The sequence below is a fragment of the Desulfofundulus thermosubterraneus DSM 16057 genome, assembly GCF_900142025.1.
Classification (GTDB): domain Bacteria; phylum Bacillota; class Desulfotomaculia; order Desulfotomaculales; family Desulfovirgulaceae; genus Desulfofundulus; species Desulfofundulus thermosubterraneus.
The window spans coordinates 1-19127 of record NZ_FQZM01000054.1 but is presented as its reverse complement, the minus strand read 5'-3'; the positions used below and the strand labels follow the sequence as shown (position 1 = coordinate 19127).

Annotated in this window: 11 protein-coding genes and 1 riboswitch; of the genes, 9 read left to right on the top strand and 2 right to left on the bottom strand. The window is 58.3% G+C overall.

Annotated features, from left to right (window positions below; all coding sequences use genetic code 11):
* Window positions 1-329 precede the first annotated feature (329 nt).
* Entirely contained in the window at window positions 330-722 is a 393-nt protein-coding gene (locus tag BUA65_RS15890) for a GGDEF domain-containing protein (RefSeq protein WP_072871125.1), read from the top strand.
* Between the two features lie 254 nt (window positions 723-976).
* Window positions 977-1159, top strand: a complete 183-nt coding sequence (locus BUA65_RS15885) for an aspartyl-phosphate phosphatase Spo0E family protein (protein ID WP_242656367.1) — start codon at window positions 977-979, stop codon at window positions 1157-1159.
* Window positions 1160-1493: 334 nt separating this feature from the next.
* Here BUA65_RS15885 and BUA65_RS15880 read toward each other — a convergent pair whose 3' ends face one another.
* Window positions 1494-3308 (bottom strand): HD domain-containing phosphohydrolase, encoded by a 1815-nt coding sequence (locus tag BUA65_RS15880; RefSeq protein WP_072871124.1) that lies wholly within the window; start codon window positions 3306-3308, stop codon window positions 1494-1496.
* Window positions 3308-4450, bottom strand: coding sequence for an FIST signal transduction protein (locus BUA65_RS15875; RefSeq protein WP_072871122.1), 1143 nt, complete (start codon window positions 4448-4450; stop codon window positions 3308-3310). The genes BUA65_RS15880 and BUA65_RS15875 overlap by 1 nt, the downstream gene beginning before the upstream one ends.
* A 558-nt stretch (window positions 4451-5008) precedes the next feature.
* On the opposite strand from BUA65_RS15875, the gene BUA65_RS15870 reads away from it, so the two are divergent.
* The 7 genes from BUA65_RS15870 to cysC all read left to right on the top strand — a co-directional run bounded on the left by BUA65_RS15870 (window position 5009) and on the right by cysC (window position 18710).
* Window positions 5009-7411 carry an S-layer homology domain-containing protein gene (locus BUA65_RS15870; RefSeq protein ID WP_072871121.1) on the top strand — a complete coding sequence of 801 codons (2403 nt, stop codon included), beginning with the start codon at window positions 5009-5011 and terminating at the stop codon, window positions 7409-7411.
* A gap of 125 nt (window positions 7412-7536) precedes the next feature.
* A complete protein-coding gene (locus BUA65_RS15865) occupies window positions 7537-9936 on the top strand; it encodes an O-antigen ligase family protein (RefSeq protein WP_242656366.1) in 2400 nt (799 codons plus the stop codon).
* Between the two features lie 14 nt (window positions 9937-9950).
* Window positions 9951-11294, top strand: a complete 1344-nt coding sequence (locus BUA65_RS15860) for a GumC family protein (protein WP_072871118.1) — start codon at window positions 9951-9953, stop codon at window positions 11292-11294.
* 4 nt (window positions 11295-11298) lie between these two features.
* Window positions 11299-12012: a CpsD/CapB family tyrosine-protein kinase gene (locus BUA65_RS15855; protein WP_072871116.1), complete on the top strand. Its 714-nt coding sequence runs from the start codon at window positions 11299-11301 to the stop codon at window positions 12010-12012.
* An 82-nt stretch (window positions 12013-12094) separates the two neighbouring features.
* Window positions 12095-12178: riboswitch (cyclic di-GMP riboswitch) on the top strand.
* A gap of 16 nt (window positions 12179-12194) precedes the next feature.
* Window positions 12195-13796: an undecaprenyl-phosphate galactose phosphotransferase WbaP gene (wbaP, locus tag BUA65_RS15850; RefSeq protein WP_242656365.1), complete on the top strand. Its 1602-nt coding sequence runs from the start codon at window positions 12195-12197 to the stop codon at window positions 13794-13796.
* Between the two features lie 251 nt (window positions 13797-14047).
* Window positions 14048-17962, top strand: a complete 3915-nt coding sequence (locus BUA65_RS15845) for a S8 family serine peptidase (protein ID WP_072871115.1) — start codon at window positions 14048-14050, stop codon at window positions 17960-17962.
* 133 nt (window positions 17963-18095) lie between these two features.
* Window positions 18096-18710 (top strand): adenylyl-sulfate kinase, encoded by a 615-nt coding sequence (gene cysC, locus BUA65_RS15840; RefSeq protein ID WP_072871113.1) that lies wholly within the window; start codon window positions 18096-18098, stop codon window positions 18708-18710.
* Window positions 18711-19127 lie beyond the last annotated feature (417 nt).

Here is a 19127-nt window from a genome sequence, read left to right as displayed (position 1 = left end):
GCCGCGCCCGGTACTGGGGGACCAGAAAGGTCGGCCTCCAGGCCTTTCTTACCGCCCTGGCCGTGAATCTGAAAAGATGGGTAAACATAACTCTCACCAAGATAAAGGATAAGGTGAAGTTACCCACAGCCAGTACGGTCACAGTTTCAGCATGACCGGTAGAGGGTTAGTCCGCCCTTTTTGGCCTGAAATGCTGGTAACACAAAGGATGAGGTGGCAATGGATACCAGCTAGGTACTGTTATTGGATAATCTAAACGCAAGTTGTTCCCAACGGCCTGGCAGTTTCTGTTATTTGCCAGAGGTTGGGCTACTGGGTTATGGTTTTAATTGGGGTTTAGCGACTGTATCTTTAAGCTGGTGAACGACAATCACGGCCACACTGAAGGTGATAAAGTACTCACGCTTATGGCTGACCTGGCCCGCAGGTGTTTGAGAAACGTTGATCTGGTGGCCAGGTTTGGCGGGGAGGAGTTTTTGATCATCCTTCCGGAAACCGATATTGTGAAGGCATGTGTGGTTGTCGAACGATTTTGCAGGGTATTTAACGAAGCCAGCCTGTCCGACGTTTTGAACGCGAAGAATCTGACTCTAAGTGGCGGTATCGCTCAATTCCCGCACGACGGAGGAGACGTCCTTTCGCTTCTTAAGGCGGCGGACGAAAGGCTGTATCTGGCCAAAAACAGCGGACGCAACAGGATAGTTGCTGGCAAGTTAAACTGATTCCTCGTCTTTTGCTTAACGCGTTCCCAGACAAAATTTTCACTTGCCGAATCATTTGACGAACTGGTTGTGAATTAATGTTTAAAAACATAGGCGGGCTAGCCCCCTAATTCCGGAGATTATGCAGCAAAAGTTTGTTTAAATCTTAGCAGAAGGAAAAACCCTGTCGATCGTCACCGTTCGACAGGGTTTTTCCTTGACGCTTTTTCCTGGAAATGGTTCAATTAAACTTGGTGCAAATTGTAGGAAGGGGGATGTTCCTGTTGGATCTCGGCAGGATAATCCTGCGGTTGGAGAAGGCCAGGAGAGAGTTACTGACTACCGATCCCGGCGACAAAGAAAAACTCCTGGCGACCAGCCGGAAGGTGGATAAGCTTGTGCTGGAGTATTACCGGGTGAAACTCGATCTGAGGACAAAAATTGCGACAGAAAATTAACTTTTTCGTTTCAGGGAGGGAAGGATTACCCGCCGGGAAGTAGAAAGAAAAACCAAAAATGTCGCTGCATTTCAAAGGTAGACCTTAAAGAAAAGAACAGGCAATTGGATAAGCGGAACAAACAGGTGCGGTGATGGTTCGTTCCAGATGAAAAATTCGCGTGACCGTGTTTTAATTTTTCCTGGTAAATGGCGGGTCTGGTAGTATATCCTGAAGATGGTACTGACGAGAAAGAATTGTTAAAGCGGTTGCACGAACGGTTGGACGAGGAAGTAGAAAAATGATGATAGTGGCTGTAGCCAGCATATTCCCAAAACAGATGCATGCGAATTTTTCACGGTTCTATGGTACCACTGAAAGCGGCACAGGGGTCCTGCAGCAGTTTAAGGAAAATTTCCACCAGGTGAGGGTCGAACCGGGTTCCTGCCCCTTGCTTGAGTTCTGTCATGGCTTCCTCCCCGGGCATGACTTTTTTGCCGGGCCGGCCGGCGGTCATGGCCTCGTAGGCGTTGGCTATGGCAAGAATGCGGCTTAAGAGGTGGATTTCTTCCCCCTTTAAACCCTGCGGGTACCCCCGCCCGTCCCACCACTCGTGGTGTTGCAGGATTAGCTCGGCCACCGGGGTCAGTCCGGGCGAGCACCTTGCAATACGGTATCCTACTTCGCAGTGGCGTTTCATTTCTTCCTCTTCTTCTTTGGTAAGTGGTTTATTTTTACGCAGGATGTGTTCCGGGAGGCTCACCTTTCCAATATCGTGCACCTCGGCCAGCAGGAGCAGGTTGTCCATCTCCCCCGTGGAAAGGCCTGCTGCCTTCCCCAGTAGCCTTGCCAGTTCCTTAACCCGCCTGGCATGCCTTTCGATGTGGGGGTAATTCCTGAAAAGCGCTGCCAGGAGGGAACGGCCGATATCGTACCTCTCTGCGGCACAGCGCTGTAACTTGTCACGGTACATTTCATCGTCTGCTTGCTTGTATGCTTCGTAAACGGACCTGCGGGGGTTCTCCGTGACACCCACCCCGGCGGAAATGCTGAGCGGTACGACAGTGTGCCCCTTGTTGAACTTCTCCTGGGTTTCAACTAAAACCGAGCAGGCTTTCTGTGCTGATTCCCTGTTTCTTGCCGGCAGGATGACGGCAAACTCGTCGCCACCCACCCGGAAGGCCTCTTCTCCGGAAAATACTTCACGGATCAGGGCGGCAACCTTTTGAAGCAACTCGTCCCCCTGCCTGTGACCCAGGCAGTCGTTGACCGGCTTCAACCCGTCTACGTCACACACAATGACGCTTACCGGCCGCACGCCCTCTTCATCCAGCTGGCGGATTTTCTGCTCGAAATAATTGCGGTTGTAAAGGCCGGTCAGGCTGTCAAAAACGCTCAGACGCCTGAGTTCTTCCTCCATTTGCTTTCGCCCGGTTATGTCTATGATCATGCAGAAAACCTCTTCCACTTTTTCGTCCTGCCTCACGGGGACCAGGGTTAAAAGCGCCCACCGCAGTTCTCCCTCCGGCGTTTGAATCTGCCATTCCCCGGGCTCGACAACCTGACCGGTTTCCCATGTCCGGGTCAGGAGCTTTTGAAAATCGGCCGCCGGCCTGATCCGGGTCAACCAGTCCCCGTACTTTAGCAGCGCATCCTGGCCGAGGATTTTCTGCACTTCCCGGTTGTAGTGTAAAATCCTTCCCTCCCGGTCAAAGGATAGGGCACCCACCATGGGCATGTTTTCGAAAACCAGCCGGAAGCGCTCTCTCAGCTTTCTGGTTTTCCTCTCCCAGATGTGGAGCTGCAGAATATTTGCCAGCCGCCCGGAAAACACATCCAGCAGGCGGCGTTCGTTCTCCAGGAAATCTTCGTTTCTTTCAAGGTAAAGATTCCCCAGGGGAGGGCTCCCCAGTTCCTTAAGATAGACCCCCCTCGGATCCCGGTTCTGCCAGGGCCGTTCCTTGAGAACGTTTATTTTGTTCTGGCCGAAGCCCCAGGTATAGCAGGTAGACTGCCCTGTGTCGTCGTGGAGGACAAGGGCTGCCCGCTGGACCCCGAAAAGCCGCACCGCTTTTTCTATTATTTCATCGAAAAGGTCTGCTTCTGAACCGGGCCAGGCAAGCGAGGAAACCTCGTACAGAAAGGCCAGCTCCAGCGCACTGGAGTTCATCAAAAAGACGTCCCTCCCATGGCGATGAGGAAAGTTTTGTTGTGGAAGAGTGGGGGGCCGCTGGAGCAACTGCCCACTTCCCCAAAAGTCAGAAAACCCGCCACCGGCAACCCGCCCAGTGTATTCAGGATATCTTCCAGTTCCCGGTCTGCATGTTCTCCCATTAACAGAAAGCGGGATACGCAGTTGAAGATCAGGGCAAACCCGGGAAATTTCACAGAATTCCTGGCCTGCACTGTTGCTCCAAGGGCCGCCCGGATAAGGCTTTCGGGACTGGTATAGCGCATGAGGTAGGCCACGGCACGGTAAGGCACTTCTGTGACAAATTCAATCGAATCGTTTGCACCCAGTTTGAAAGGATCGCGGATAATGAATCTTCCGCTCAAATCCGGTACCCCCAGCGGGTGGCGGACGGCGCAGTCGGGAAACTTTTCGCCCGTTATCCCCCCGAGCCGGCGCGAGTAGACCCGAAAGGCCGGCTGCTCGTCAATTTCAAAGACAACCTTGCCCTTTGTCCTGGTGATGAGCAGCGGAGGACCAAAAGGCTCCCAGCCGTGACCGATGCCGGTGGCAAAGGAACAGCCGGCAACCAGGGCCGCCGCTACCGCTCCGCTGGCCACGCCGGTTTCGGTCATCTGGTATGTCCTGAAAAAGCGCATATTATCTCCGGTTCCCCCGCCTGCATATGTAAACCGGGGGCCCAGTACGTCGTAAATACCGCGCAGCATGCGCGCAATGTTGCCCGCCAGGCCGTCGGGAAACACAAATACAGTACCTTCGCCTGGAGCCGGCCCGCTTAGGAGTCTTTCGGCCAGTTCCCTGCCCGTTTCGTCAGCCCGTTCGCTCAGCATTTCCACCAGGGCCGTCCTGGCCGTGATCCCTTCACCGGCGAGCGTCACCACTTCCATACCGTGCTTTTTGATCCCTTCTGGCGTGATGATTCCTGCTCCGGACGCACCGACCAGTTTTGGAGTCCCTGTTTCGGACATCACTGTTTCGAGGATCTCTTCCTGATTGTACCCTTCGGTGGTAAACAGAAATGTGATGGCGGGCGGTCCCGATCGGGCCACAGCGAGCCGTGCCGCCTTCCTGGCGGCTTCCCGGGAGTCCGGATGTAAACTGTACCCCACACCCACCTTCATGCGCACAGGACTCCTCTCTTCTCCAGTCCCGCAACTAGACAAGGAAATTTTCTGCAAAGGTTTTAAAAACCCTTCCCGGGTCGTAACAAAAAGAGGAGCCCCTTTGCAGGCCGGGCTCCTCTCATCCTTGGGCTTCTCACGGTTCGATCCTTGTTCCCAGAAGCTTGAGGAATTTCGCAAGCCACTCGGGGTGGGCGGGCCAAAGCCTTGGCCACTATCGTCACGATGGCTACGGCCATCAATGTAGGCAAGAGAGGCGTGCTTCTTCCTCAACCACAAATCTCCGGCGGGATACAGGAATGTTAATAATCCCGCCTATGATAGACAAGCTGAAGAGCAGAACGGCTCCCTGTAGAGACAGGCCCAGCTTGGCTTTCCTTGAATATTATGGCGGTGGTAACGTATCAGGCTGGCCACGGTGTCGCCGCTGACATGGTATTTTTGTCCAAAATTTTCTTGCTCTCCTTATTTAACTGGTGGTATAATAAACAAGGGAATTTCTACCTTCATAGAGGTAGCTTTTCCCCCATTCTGCCGGGAAAGGAGGTGAACAGGTAAATGGGCAAGCTATATGCCAGCCGCACCCTTCTGGGGAACATCGCGCTGGTGGTGTTCCTGGCCTTCCTGGCAACGCTGACCTTCGGTGTGGTGCATCCGGCCCCGGCTGGAGCAGAGCAAACTCTCCCTAAAGAAGAATTTCAGGTGGACCCGGACCATCCGGTTGCAATCCAGGACAAGGATGGGAAGTGGATAAAAGATTTCACTCAAAAAGTCAAAATTAAAACCGGTATCGATGGAACCGGCGGGACGTACAAAACTTATATCGACTTCACCATCCAGGTCCTTACCCCCAACTTCGACAACATAATGTTAATGATTCTGGGGGAAAAGATATATGGCAAAGACTTAAGTAAAATCGCTAATGTCGTTTATAACGTATATGACACCATCTATAACAACGTTTATGCTGGCGTCTATTATGTTTACCAGTTGGTTTACCACTGGGTCTACCAGTCTGGATTGCTAAATCCAGATGAAGATTACATCCTGCATGTGTGTAGCAATGGGGTTCAGCTTGCTTCCATCACCCTGGACCTGGAGGCGCCGCCACCTGAGGTTGAGTACACCGTCCCGCCAAACGGGGTGCTGGCCGGCTTTGAGTTACCAGCTGATAAAACCGCCGTAATTAAGGGCGAGGGTGGGGTCGAGCTGGAGATCGCACCCGGCACTTTCAGCGGTGCGGCAACAGTAACGGTTAAAGCAGTTGATAAAACCAGCCTCCCGGGAGCTTCCCAGATCGGGCAGGTTACCGAAATCAAGATTGAGGATGTGAATCTAACCAAGCCAGTAACTGTCCGCCTGCCTGTTGGGGATGTCACCGGCAATCGTATCAGGGCCTTTAAGCTGGACGAAGCCAGCAACAAATGGGTGAACCTGGGTGGAAACGTTACTGGCGGCATGGTGGAATTCAGTGTTAGTTCCTTCAGTAAATTCACCGTAGCCGACAGTCCCGCACCTCCCACTGCCCAGCCGGATCCCGGTACCTATAGCGGCAGTGTAACGGTAACGCTTACAGCCGGGGAAGGTGACAGCATCTACTACAGCACTGACGGTACCGCGCCGGCAAAACCCTACACCGGACCGCTGACGTTTACCAGCTCGACCACTCTAAGGGCTCTGGCTGAAAGGAACAGCATTCAGAGCGAGGTTGCGGTATATAACTATACCATTACTTCTGGCGGCGGCGGTGGCGGCGGTGGAGCACCTCCTCCTTCAACGGGTGTGTCTACCGACACCGGTACGCTGACCACTACTGCTGAGGGCCAGGCCACCCTGACCGTGGACGACAAGAAGGTGGAGTCCCTGGCGGCCGATCCCAAGGTGACCGAGGTTGTGTTTGCCATTCCTGCGGATAAAGCCGCGCAGCAGGGCACGGTGGCCGTGACGGCGGACACCCTGGCGAAGGTCTTTGAGGCCGGCAAGCCGGCGGTGGTTAAAGTGGCCGACGTGCAGCTCACCCTGCCCCCGGGCGCCATCGACCTGTCGGTCTTCAAGGGCCAGGGCGTAACCATGAAGATCAACATCGGCAAGGCCCAGGTCGCGGCACCGGGCGATGCTGCGTATAAGGTGGCCGGTGACGCCTACGAGATCGTCATCCGGGCTGAGGCCGGCGGTGCCGACAAAGGCGGCATCAGCAGCCTGGCGAAGCCCGTCACCCTGACCCTGCCCTACGATCCGGCTAAGCTGGCCGGCGTGCTGGAGGACTACCTGGGTATCTACCGGCTGGCCGGTAGTACCTGGGAGTACGTGGGCGGTAAGGTTGACCGGGCGGCCCGCAAGGTTTCCGTCGAGCGCACCAGCCTGTCCACCTACGCCGTGATGGCGTACGACAAGAACTTTGCGGACATGGTCAACCACTGGGCGCAGAGCGACGTGAAGCTGATGGCGGCTAAGCACATCGCAGGCGGCGTAACCGAAACCACCTTTGCACCCAACGCCAGCGTCACCCGGGCCGAGTTTGCCGCCTTCCTGCTGCGGGCTATGAACGTAGCTGAGCAGAAGGCCACCGGCAGCAGGTTCAAGGATGTGGCGGCCGGCGCCTGGTATGCGGGGGCGGTGGAAACCGCCGCGGCGCAGGGCCTGGTGGGCGGCTATCCCGACGGCACCTTCAAGCCTAACGCGCCAATCACCCGTGAAGAGCTGGCGGCCATGATCACGCGCGCCCTGGCTAAGAGCGGTAAGGATACCGCTTTGAGCGAGGCCGGTGTGCAGGCCCAGCTCGGGCGTTTCGCTGACGCCGGCAAGATCGGCCCGTGGGCCAGGCAGGCCATGGCCGTGGCCATCAAGGAGGGCATTGTCAACGGTCGCCTGGCCGACCAGTGCGTGCCGAAAGCCAATGCCACCCGGGCCGAGGCGGTGGTCATGGTCAAGCGCTTCCTGACCGCCACCGGCAGGCTGTAAAGCAAATAGCAGGAAAGACCCCCGTTGCCTCTACGGCAGCGGGGGTTTTAAATTCATCAGAAGTAAGCAGGAAAATTGCTCCTTGTGGCGAAATAAACCCTAACTCAACTGGAAAGGCAAGGAAAATGTCGAAAATGCGCGAAATGATCAAGTTGCCCGCCAATCCGCCCCTTAAACCACAACCCATTCTCTACCTGAACCTGCGCCCTTTTTTCCTGGCCGGCCTGTGGTTCATTCTCTTTACCTCTCCCTTCATGCGGGGGCTGTTTTTCGCGCCCGAGCTGCTCACGTACCACATTATCACCGCGGCCGCCTTCGCCTTCTGCGTCTACGACCAGGTGCTGCGGCGGGAAGTGCATTACCCGCGCACGCCGCTGGATTTGTCCATCCTGGCCCTCGTGGCCGCCTACGCCCTTTCCCTGATCACCGCCGTGCACATGCGCTCCGCCATAGAAGAACTGTTGAAAGCAGCGACGTACTTCATGGTCTACTGGATGGCCCTGCGGGCGATGCGGGGGGAAAAAGACCTGGACCGCCTGCTGAATGTGGTTTATGCCGCAGGAATTGGTGTGGCCGCCGTCGGCCTGCTGGCCGCCGCCCGGGTGTTCAACTTCCCCGGCGCCTACGAAAACGGTGTGATCATGTCCACCCTGCAGTATAAGAACGCCCTGGCCGTCTACCTTGCTTCCGTCAACGTTATAGGCCTGGGTTTGAGCCTGAAGCCGGAGCGCCTGCTGCCGAAAGTTTTTTATGCAGCCGGCAACATGCTGCTGGTCGTGGTCATCCTGGGCACCCAGTCCCGGGGCGGGTGGGTGCTTTACCCCCTGGCTATGGCCGCGTTCGTTGCGCTGGTTCCCAAAAGCTTCCGCTGGCGCGGCGCATACCACCTGGTCATTTTTTTAGGCTGCGGCCTTGTTACGGCCCGGTTTTTCTACGGTCATCTCCAGGGGGCACAGGGCTTTGCAGTGCTGAAGTATCTCCTGGCCGGGCTGGTTGCCGCAGCTGTTTTACAGGTTTGCTACCATTTCCTGGCCCTGTGGCTGAACCGGGACACCGTGCCGGAAAACACCCGCCGGCTGGTGGCCACAGGAGGGCTGGCCTACTTCGGCGCTGTCCTGGCCGTCTACCTCTGGTATGCTGCTGCCGCCTTTCCCGTAGCCGCCGCCCAGGTCCTCCCCGGCAGGGTAATCGCCCGGGCGGAGACCATTTCCGGCCACGACCCCAGCTTCCGGTCCAGGCTGGAATACAGCCGGGACGCCCTGCGCATCGTGCGGGACTATCCCGTCACCGGGGCGGGCGGCGGGGGGTGGAACGCCCTCTACCACCGCTACGCGTCAAGCCTTTACTGGACCACCGAAACGCACAACCACTTCTTCCAGACCTGGGTCGAAGCCGGTACTCTGGGCTTCCTGGCCCTTTTAGCCGTTTGGGTTGGCTTTGTCCTGCTGCTGGTGCGCTTTAAGCGGCGGGAGGAAGGGGAAGGTGTGAGGATTTCCGCCTGGTCGGCCGCCGTGGCCGCCCTCACCCTGGGGGTGCACAGCGCCTTCGACTTCGACCTGTCCCTGGCCGCCCTGGGCATCTACCTTTACGCCCTGCTGGGAGGGGTGCAGGGGGTGGTCCCGGAACCGGTCCATAAGACCGGCCCGGCCCCTGCCGGCGAACGCAGGGCGCAGGACCGGGATCTTCCACCGGAGGCTCCCGCCGGCAGGCGGGCTGGCCCGGCGGCGTGGCGGCCCCTTGTGGCCCTTGCCCTGGCCGGCACCCTGGCCGCGGCGGCGGTCATTTACCCCGCCCGGGCCTTTTACGCCGCCGGCGTGGCAGGAGCGGAAGGTGCCCGGGCGCTCCTGGCCAAAGACCTGGAGAGTGCGAAAGGATTTTACGAACAGGCCCACCGCCTGGACCCCTTCACCGCCTCCTACGCCGCCGACCTGGCCCAGGTCTGGGCCGTTCTGGCTGCAGCCAGGGACGACGCCGTGGCCCGCTACCGGTCCATGCAGTACGCCCGCGAAGCGGCGAAGGCCGAACCGTACAACACGAAGGTACGGGCTACGCTGGTCAACGTCTACAGCCTTTTGCGGGAGTACGACCTGATGGTGGCGGAGGCCGCCTCCCTGTGTGAGGCCAACCCCCTGGCGGCAGAGCACCATGAAATCCTGGCCCGCGCCCGGCTGGATGCGGCCCGCCACTATCTGAAAAGAGGCGGGCGGCAAAAGGCCCGGGAGTACCTGCAGCAGGTGCTGGACACGCCCGGCCGGCTGCCCGCGGCCATTTCCCGGCCGTCTCCGGCGCTGTATTTGACAGCCGGCCAGGCCGCCTACCTCCTGGGGGACATGCCCCGGGCGGCGGAGCTGCTCGAACTGGCCCGGGGCGACAGGGACATTGCTTTTGAGGCAGAGCTCTGGTTGGCCGCCTCGCTGGCCCGGAAGGGGGAGGCTTCCCGGGCGGGCGCCATGGTGAAGGAGTTGGAAGAAAAGAAACCGGGAGCTTTGGAAGCATATAAAGAGATCCTCAAGCAGGGGAAATGAGAGGAGAGAACGCCTTGCCCGAACAGAACCTGCCGCCGGAATTCGCGGAAGAAGTCATCGACCTGCGCCAGTACCTGAAGGTCCTTTCCAAGTGGCGGAAAGTCATCGCCCTGGGAACCCTGCTGGCCGTCTTTACCTCCGCCATCCTGAGCTTTTTCGTCCTGCCGCCCGTGTACGAGGCCCAGACGCTGCTCCTGGTGGTGCAGGCCACGGAAAAACAGCAGGTGTTTCAGATCCCGCAGGACGGCCTGGAGGGAGTGGTTGGGTCCATATCCCGCCTGCCCGTTTTGACCATGAACACCTACCTGGGACAGCTCAAGAGCGAGGTGCTGCTCCAGCGGGTCATTGATAAATTGAAGCTGGACCCGGACCTTTACACCCCCCGGACCCTGTCTGATATGATCAAGGCCACGGTGGTCAAGGACTCGAACCTCATCGACGTGAAGGTGCAGAACAGCGACCCCGTCCTGGCAGCCAGGATCGCGAATACCCTGAGCAGGGAGTACCTGCAGCTCATTTCGGAAAAGAACCAGGAACAAATGACCAGGTCAGTGTCTTTCTTAAAACAGCAGCGGGAAGCTACCGAGAAGGAGCTCCAGAAGGCCGTGGAGACCCTGAAAAAGTTTCAGGCCCAACCCCGGGGCGTGGCCGTCCTGGAACAGGAATTCAAAAAGAAATCGGAGGACCTGGCCGATTACGAGTCCCAGCTTAAAATGGCCGGTGTGGAGCTGGAGCAGCTGAGCGCCGGGGTGGCCCGCCTGGAACAGGAACTGGCCTCCACGCCGAAAATGGTTTCCGTGGAAAAGCTCGACCCGGACACCGGCAAGATCATCACCGTCCAGGACGTAAACCCAGTTTATGTTTCCTTAAGCCAGCGGCTCAGCGAGAAAAAAGCGGCCCTGGCGGAAAAACAGGCCCAGGTGCGGGGATTGAAGGGCGTGGTCGACTCCCTGCGCTCGGAACTGGACAAGCTGCAGGCGGAGCTTACCGGTAAAAAAGTCCAGCAGGACAAACTGCAGGGCGAGGTGGACCGCTTGAAGCAGACCGTGGAGACCCTGGCCCAGAAGACCACGGAAACGCAGATCGCCAGGTCCATAGACCTGGGCGACACCAGCGTGATCGTGGTCTCCGAGGCCTCCGTGCCCTCCCACCCGGTAAAGCCGAAGAAGAAGCTGAACATAGCCGTGGCCTTTGTCCTGGGCCTCCTGGCTTCCACCGCCCTGGCCTTCGTCCTGGAGCACCTGGACTACACCATCAAGACGCCCGAGGACGTGACCAGGCACCTGGAGCTGCCCGTGGTGGGGGTCATTCCCCAGGTTACTGCCCAAACAGCAAAACGCCCGTCTTACGGAGGTTAACCGCATGTTCAAAAGCAACGGCTATGCTCCTCAATTAATAGCCCATAAACACCCCAAATCGGCCGCGGCCGAGGCCTACCGCGTCTTACGCACCAACCTGGGGTTTGCCGCCCTGGACCACCCCTGCCGCTCCATCCTGGTGACCAGCGCCGGCCCGGAGGACGGCAAGTCCACCACGGCGGCCAACCTGGCCGTGGTCCTGGCCCAGGCGGGTAACAAAGTAATCCTGGTGGACTGCGACCTGCGCAAGCCGGTACTGCACAAAATTTTCGAGGTGGAGAACCACCGGGGGCTGACCAACTGCCTTTTGCAGAACCTGGACCCGGCGGAAGTTTCCAAGAACGGCCTGGTGGAAAACCTCACCCTGGTCACCAGCGGGCCCATTCCCCCCAACCCGGCGGAGCTGTTGGGTTCCGGGCGGGTGCGCGCCCTGTGGCCGGCCCTTCTGGAGCGCTTCGACTACCTGATCGTCGACTCTCCCCCGGTGCTGGCCGTGACCGACGCCTCCCTCCTGGCTGCCCAGGTGGACGGGGTAATCCTGGTGGTCCGGGCCGCCACCACCCGGGTGGAGATCGCCCGGGAAGCCAGGGACCAGCTCCTCAAGGCCAGCGCCCGCATCATCGGTGTGGTGCTGAACCAGGTCAAAATGCCCGCCCGGGACTACCACTATTATTACTACTACCACCGCCGGGAAAAAGAAGAAGAGGTGCGGCTGTAGAAAATTGTCGAAATTTGGAGGAAAATTTTCCCTTTTTTCGAGAAGGAGTGACCAGCTTTTCTGTCGTATTTTCAATATAAAAGAAAAAAGCGGAGGCCGTGAACCGCTGCCTGTAACTGGGCGCCTGGGCAGCGGGGAGCCGCTGGCGCAACCGGCCGCTTACCAGAGGCGGCCTGTTTTTTTTGCGCCCGTCGTTTTTGCCGGAACGCCGGGTGCCCGCAGGCGGCCCGGCTGGGGAAAGGGGTGTGGGAGCTTTGGCCAGAATGCCTCACGAACTGGCGCGAGATGTTTTGGTATCCCGCCGCGAGGCGTTACGCCCTTTCCTCCTCCCGGGAGACAGGCAGTCTTTTTTGCAGGCGGCGGCCGCCATGGCCCTGGCGGTGACGGACCTGGCCGCCCTGGCGGCGGCTCTGGTGCTGGCCCTGACCGTCCGGGTAAAAATGCTGCCGCTGCTGGCTCCGGTATTCCCCCCGGGGTTGCCTCCGTCGCTGGGGGAACACCTGTGGTGGGTGCTGGCCGCCTGTATCCTGTGCCTGGCCTACGAGGGTCTTTACACGCAACGCCTGCCCTTCTGGCGGGAGGCCAGGCGCCTGGTGAAGGCGTTAACCATGGCCTTTCTCCTGGTCATAGCCGTTACCTTCCTGGGCAAGATCAGCGGCGAGTTCTCCCGTACGGTGCTGGTGCTGTCTTACATCGTCGCCCTCGTCCTGCTGCCCCTGGGGCGCCTGGCGGCCAAAAGCATTATGGCGCGCCTGGGCCTGTGGGCGCAGCCCGTGCTCATCCTGGGAGCCGGTAAAACGGGCGAACTGGTGGCCGGGGCTCTCCTGCGGGACAAGTACCTGGGCTGCCGGATAGCCGGCTTCCTGGACGACGACCCGGCCAAAAAGGCCCGGGGCGTGCAGGTAAACGGTATCCACTTCCCGGTACTGGGAGGCTTCCGGGACAGCGATAGAGTCATGGCCCAAACCGGTGCACGCGACCTCATCGTGGCTGCCCCGGGCATGGACCCGAAGGTCCTGGTGGGCCTGGTCAACCGGCTGCAGCGCACGGCCAGGTCCGTGCTGGTGGTGCCCGACCTCTTCGGCCTCCCCGTGGTGGGTGCCAGGGCGGAATACTTCTTTGAAGAACAGGCCATTGCTTTCCGGGTGCACAACAACCTGGCCAGCCCCTGGAACATGTTTGTCAAGCGCGCCTTCGACCTGGCGGCGGGGACGGTCATCCTGCTCCTGGCCCTGCCCCTCATGGCCGCCGTTGCCGTGGCCATCAAGTGCGATTCCCCCGGCCCGGTGATCTTCACCCACAGAAGGATCGGGCGATGGGGAAGGGAGTTTAAGTGCTATAAGTTCCGGACGATGTACCTGAACAACGAAGAGATCCTGCGGCAGTACCTGGCCTCAAATCCCGCAGCAAGGGAAGAGTGGGAGAAGTACGCCAAGCTCAAGGGCTGCGACCCCCGGGTTACCAGGGTGGGCCGGCTGCTGAGAAAGTTCAGCCTGGACGAGCTGCCGCAAATCTTTAACGTCCTGAAAGGAGAAATGAGCCTGGCCGGCCCGCGGCCCTACCTGCCGCGCGAGCGACTGCGCATGGGCAACTACGCGGAAACCATCCTGCTGGCCCGCCCCGGCATCACCGGCCTCTGGCAGGTGGGCGGCAGGAATGAAATAGACTTCGAGGGACGGCTGCGCCTCGAATCCTGGTACGTCCGCAACTGGTCCCTGTGGCTGGATATCACCATCCTCATCCGCACCGCCGGCGTGGTCCTGGCCAGGCGGGGGGCGTATTGAGCGGGTCGATTGGGGTGTCGGTTCCTGGCTTTTGTGCCTGCCTGAGATTATAAACGGCAGGCGCAGGGCCGGTGTCCCTATCCGAAAAAATGAGGAGGTGGTAGCCGATCAGACGGGAATTACGGCAGGTTGTTCTCATGTGAAAATGACGGCGGAAAATTGTGTATGGGTGTGAATGCGGCGTTTTTAAGGTGTATGTTTCCTGCTGGTTAATTTGCCGGTTAAAAAAATTTACCGGGAGGTGTAAGATTATGCGGCGCTGGAAGAAGAGCCTGGCTCTGGTCACCGTGTTCGCTCTCCTGCTGACCCTGCTCCTGCCGGCCGCCGGCTGGGCGCAGTTCAAGACGCTACCCGTTCCGCCTGCGCCCGGAAAAGGTTATGATGCAGCCAAACAGGCCGGTGCCATGGTCAAGCGGCACGATGTGGCTCCGGTGCTCGATAGCAAGCTGGTTGAGAAGTTAAAGTCCGCCAGAGAAGGGGAGCTTGTCCCGGTGATCATTCACATGCGGGAAAAGGCGGACCTCAAAAAGCTGAAAGTGCGCTTCAACAAGCAGAACTTTTCCCCGGCTGCGCTTGAGCAGCACAAAAAGGCAGTCATCGACGAACTGAAGGCCCACGCCCAGAAGACCCAGGCTCCCGTTTTGACCACTCTTGAGGAACACAAGGCCAAAGGGAAGGCCAAGGACATCAGGAGCTTCTGGCTCTTCAACGGCATAACGGCCAAAGTGGGCAAGGAAGTCATTTACGAACTGGCCCGCAACCCGCTGGTGGAAAAGATCGTCTACGACGACATCAAGTTCACGCCTGTAACCGCGCCGGTTGAGGGCCGGGACGACCCCGTCGCGGGCGTTCCGGAAGCGGTCTACGGCAGCGAGAAGGCAGTGGAGCCTGCGGCTGAGCCGGCGCCTGCCGCCGCGCAGCCGGCCGCGCCGGCACCCCAGCAGTCGGTTACCTGGGGCATTGCCAAAATCGGCGCCGACCAGGTCTGGTCCATGGGCTACGACGGCACTGGCGTCGTTGTCGGCCACCTGGACACCGGAGTAGATCCCCGGCATCCGGACCTGCTCATCAACCCGAGCGGCGACCCGAACGATCTCAGCAACTGGAAGCTCGTTGGCTGGGCGGAGTTTGATGAGTACGGCGACATGATTTCCAACGACCGCCAGTATGCCTATGACGATCATGGCCACGGCACACATACCGCCGGTACCATATTAGGCGGCGCAGCCAGCGGCACGCACATCGGAGTGGCCCCGGGCGCCCGCCTGGTTTCCGGCAAGGTGTTGACCTACGGCTCCGGTACCTTCGCCCAGGTCGTGGCCGGCATGGAGTGGATCGTCACCGTGCCCGGCGTGCGGGTTGTCAACATGTCCCTGGGCGCTACCGGTACGTGGAGCGAGATGATTGAACCCACCCGCAACATGGTGGAAATGTTTGTCTTCCCGTCCTTCGCCATCGGCAACTCCGGTCCCGGTTCCAGCGGCAGCCCGGGCAACGTTCCCGCCGCCTGCGGCGTGGGGGCCACCGATGAAACCGATAACGTTGCCTACTTCAGCAGCGGCGAGTGGGTGGAGTGGGACGCCGACCCCTACCACGGGAAGTATCTCAAGCCCGACGTCTCCGCTCCGGGTGTTAACGTCTACTCCAGCATTCCCGGCAACGGTTACGCTACCTGGATGGGCACCTCCATGGCCGCACCCCACGTTACTGGCTCTGTGGCCCTGGTCCTGCAGGTGCAGCCGTGGCTGAGCGTGGAAGAAGTGCGGTCCCTGCTCAGGCAGACGGCTGTGGACCTGGGCACTGCCGGGCCGGATACCCGGTACGGCTGGGGCCGGATCAACGTCAAGGCTGCCGTTGACCTGCTGCAGACCGCAGGATTCGTAAGCGGCTCCATCACCGGGCCCGACGCCGAAGCGGTGGAGGCAGACATAGCGGTAGACGGCTGCGTGTACGGTAAGGCCGACCCGGTCTACGGTACTTACGATCTATTGCTGCCACCCGGCAGCCACATTCTCAGGGTTTCGCATCCCCTTTATAAGGATGCAAGTGCGACGGTAAATATCTCAACCGGTGGGTTCACCGAGCAGAACTTCAGCCTGGAGAAGAAGGCGCTGGGCTGGTTTGCCGGTACGGTGAAGAACGCCTCCGGCCAGCCGGTGGCCAACGCCGTGGTAGAGCTGGAGGGCGTGCCGGGCGCCGTTACCAGGACCGACGGCCAGGGCCGCTACTGCACCGGCCAGATTCCCGAAGGGACCTACAAGATGCGCGTCACGCCACCTTTGCCCTACGGTATCCAGCGGGTAGACGTCACCATTCCCGCCAGCGGCGGCCCGGTGATGAAAGACTTCACCGTCAACACAGCCGATACTCTGCTGGTGGACCACGACTACTGGGATAACTGGGAGACGTACTACCTGGAGGCCCTCTTTCAGAAGGGTTACAGTGTGGCCTACTGGGACTGGGATGCGGCACTCCTGGCTGACTACCTGGATAACGATAACCGCGATACGAACTGCCTGCCGCCGGTGGACGTGCTAAAGCAGTTCGGCAAGATCATTCTGGCCGAGGTTGATGGTTATGTACTCTACGCCGACGATACCGCTCCCGGCACCCGTGCCCTGCGCCAGTACCTGGACACCGGCCGGAAGATGTTCGTCAGCGGGCAGGATATTGGGTTTATGAACGATGTTTTTTCCGTTTACCCGGAGTTCTACCGGAACTACCTCCATGCGAAATATCTTGCCGACGTCGGTAGCTGGCAGTTGCGTGGCGTACCCGTCGACGGCTGGCCGCGGGGCATCTTTGAGGGCGTGGATATGGACATCAACTTCGGCGGCGACGGTGCCAGTAACCAGTGGTGGCCGGATGTTGTGGCCCCGGTTGACGACCAGGCGGTGAGCGTTGCCGACTACGTCGAACCGTACGTTGCGGGTTCCGGCGCCCTGGCGGTGGACGGCCCGCTCCACAGGCTGATGTACTTCTCCTTCGGCTTCGAGGGGATCAACGGCGCCGACGCCCGTGCGGACGTAATGGACCGGGTGATGAAGTTCCTCGATTCGCCCACGGAAAACACCCGGGAAACCATCAAGTACTCCAGCGCCTGGAGTGCGGCTAATGACGCAAACGCCACTGACGGCCGCTACCGCATAAGCAGCAGTACAGGCGCCACGGCTACCTTCACTTTCACCGGCGACAATATCACCTGGATTACGGCTAAAGGCCCGGCTTACGGCAAGGCGGAGGTCTTCATCGACGGCACCAGCAAGGGCCAGGTCGACCTCTACAACGCCACCCAGGTCTGGCAGCACCAGCAGAGCTACACCGGCCTCACCCCGGGCAGCCACACCATCACCATCAAGGTCCTGGGCCAGAAGAACTCCTCCTCCACGGGCTACGGCGTGGTGGTGGATGCGTTTGCCGTGAAGGTGGATGATACCGATCCAGCGGCAAGTTACGCAGGTTCATGGTTTACGCACAGCAGTCCAGGTTATTACAATGGTATTTCCCATGTTTCCAATCAAGCCAATGCTGCCTGCATTTTCAGTTTCACCGGCAATGGTGTAACATGGTTCTCTAGCAAAGGCCCCAACCGCGGTATAGCAAGAGTTTACCTGGATGGCGTAAACAAAGGTACTGTGGATTTGTACGCACCGTCCTATAGCGGCTCAGCTCCGGCTGCCACCTTCACCGGCTTGGCTAATACCAAACATACGCTTAAGATAGTAGTGACGGGGCAGAAGAACTCCTCCTCTACAAATACTTACGTAATTGTCGACGCCTTTGGTGTTTACGCAGAGGACAATAACGCAAGTGTATCCTACTCCTCGGCCTGGTTCACGCACACTCATAGTGCCTATAGCGGCGGCAGCATCCATTGGACACCTTCGGCAAGCGCCAAGGCAAGTTACGTGTTTGCCGGCAATTCAATTACCTGGCTGACGGCCAAGGGACCAAGCCGTGGCATCGCAAAAGTGTACATTGACGGCGTGGACAAGGGCACGGTGGATCTGTACGCGCCGAACTGGCAAAACCAGGTTCCCGTCACCTACAGCGGTTTGTTCTACGGTTTGCACACTGTAGAAATAGTGAACACCGGCACCAAAAACCCATCCTCGACCGGTTACCAGGTTGTGGTCGATGCATTTAAGCGTGGTTTGAACGATTAAAAACGGCATATCAAACGGGAGGCCGGAGCAGCAATGTCCGGCCTCCTGCTGGTAACTCGTCCGCACCGCCGACATGATCCTGGCCCGGTGGGAGGCTTACTAAGACTAGCAATCATTTTTGGGGGAGTCTAGATTGCAGAAATTGGAAACTAATGTGGTATGGCAACACTACTCGATATCCAAAGAGCATAGACAGCGAATAATGGGCCAAAAAAGCTTTTGCGTGTGGTTTACCGGATTGCCAGCTGCGGGAAAATCCACGCTAGCCAACGCTTTGGAATGTAGATTGTACGAAATGGGTATCCGTACCTACCTCCTTGACGGCGATAACGTTCGAAAAGGACTTTGTAAAGATCTAGGTTTTTCCGAAAAAGATCGCAGGGAGAATATTCGGCGTGTTGCCGAAGTGGCCAAGCTTTTTGTCGATGCTGGTATTGTGATTATAACGGCCTTTATTTCACCTTACAGAGCTGACCGTGAAATGGCGCGCAGATTATTTGCTCCAGGGGAGTTTATTGAAGTTTATGTAAAATGCCCATTAAGCGAGTGTGAACGCAGAGATCCTAAGGGGCATTATCGTAAGGCTCGTGCCCAACAAATCCCTAACTTTACTGGCATAACTGCACCATATGAGGAACCTATTAATCCGGAAGTGGTGGTTGAAAACTTTAATGTAACAATAGATGAATCGGTAAACAAAATCATGAATTACTTAAGGGAAGCTAGATATCTGTTGTCTTTGACGTGATTAGACTAGACTATGAGTAGATTTAGTCTGAGGTATTCCCACCTTTTCTGCTTAGCAAGTTGGCTCCCGCTCGCTCCGTTAGCCTCGCGGGCTAAAATAGCGTTCAAGCATTTGTGTTCGGTTAAGCCCTGGATATACCAATAACAGCCAGAGATAGGGCTTTGTCCCTGGAAAATAAATAGCGGGAATTGTTCTTTGAAAAGAAGGAGTATGCCCCTCCCTTTGTGGAATTCTCCTCCAAATAATGTTCGCGAGGAGGTTCTACATTGGCTCTAATTCCCGGAAAAATTAATCCGCGCGAAATAGAAAAAGTTTTGAACAAGATGTTTTCTCCGGAGTGGCTAAGGGAAACAGCGGCTAAAGTCGGATACGTCCAGCGCAACCGGAAAATCGACCCGGTCACCTTTTTCTGGGTAC

What these genes read in the sequence shown, in the direction of transcription:
- BUA65_RS15880 (WP_072871124.1), bottom strand. Translation starts at nt 3,308, where the DNA reads ATGAACTCCAGTGCGCTGGAGCTGGCCTTTCTGTACGAGGTTTCCTCG.
- BUA65_RS15870 (WP_072871121.1), top strand. Translation starts at nt 5,009, where the DNA reads ATGGGCAAGCTATATGCCAGCCGCACCCTTCTGGGGAACATCGCGCTG.
- BUA65_RS15845 (WP_072871115.1), top strand. Translation starts at nt 14,048, where the DNA reads ATGCGGCGCTGGAAGAAGAGCCTGGCTCTGGTCACCGTGTTCGCTCTC.
- BUA65_RS15865 (WP_242656366.1), top strand. Translation starts at nt 7,537, where the DNA reads ATGTCGAAAATGCGCGAAATGATCAAGTTGCCCGCCAATCCGCCCCTT.
- BUA65_RS15855 (WP_072871116.1), top strand. Translation starts at nt 11,299, where the DNA reads ATGTTCAAAAGCAACGGCTATGCTCCTCAATTAATAGCCCATAAACAC.
- BUA65_RS15885 (WP_242656367.1), top strand. Translation starts at nt 977, where the DNA reads ATGTTCCTGTTGGATCTCGGCAGGATAATCCTGCGGTTGGAGAAGGCC.
- BUA65_RS15875 (WP_072871122.1), bottom strand. Translation starts at nt 4,450, where the DNA reads ATGAAGGTGGGTGTGGGGTACAGTTTACATCCGGACTCCCGGGAAGCC.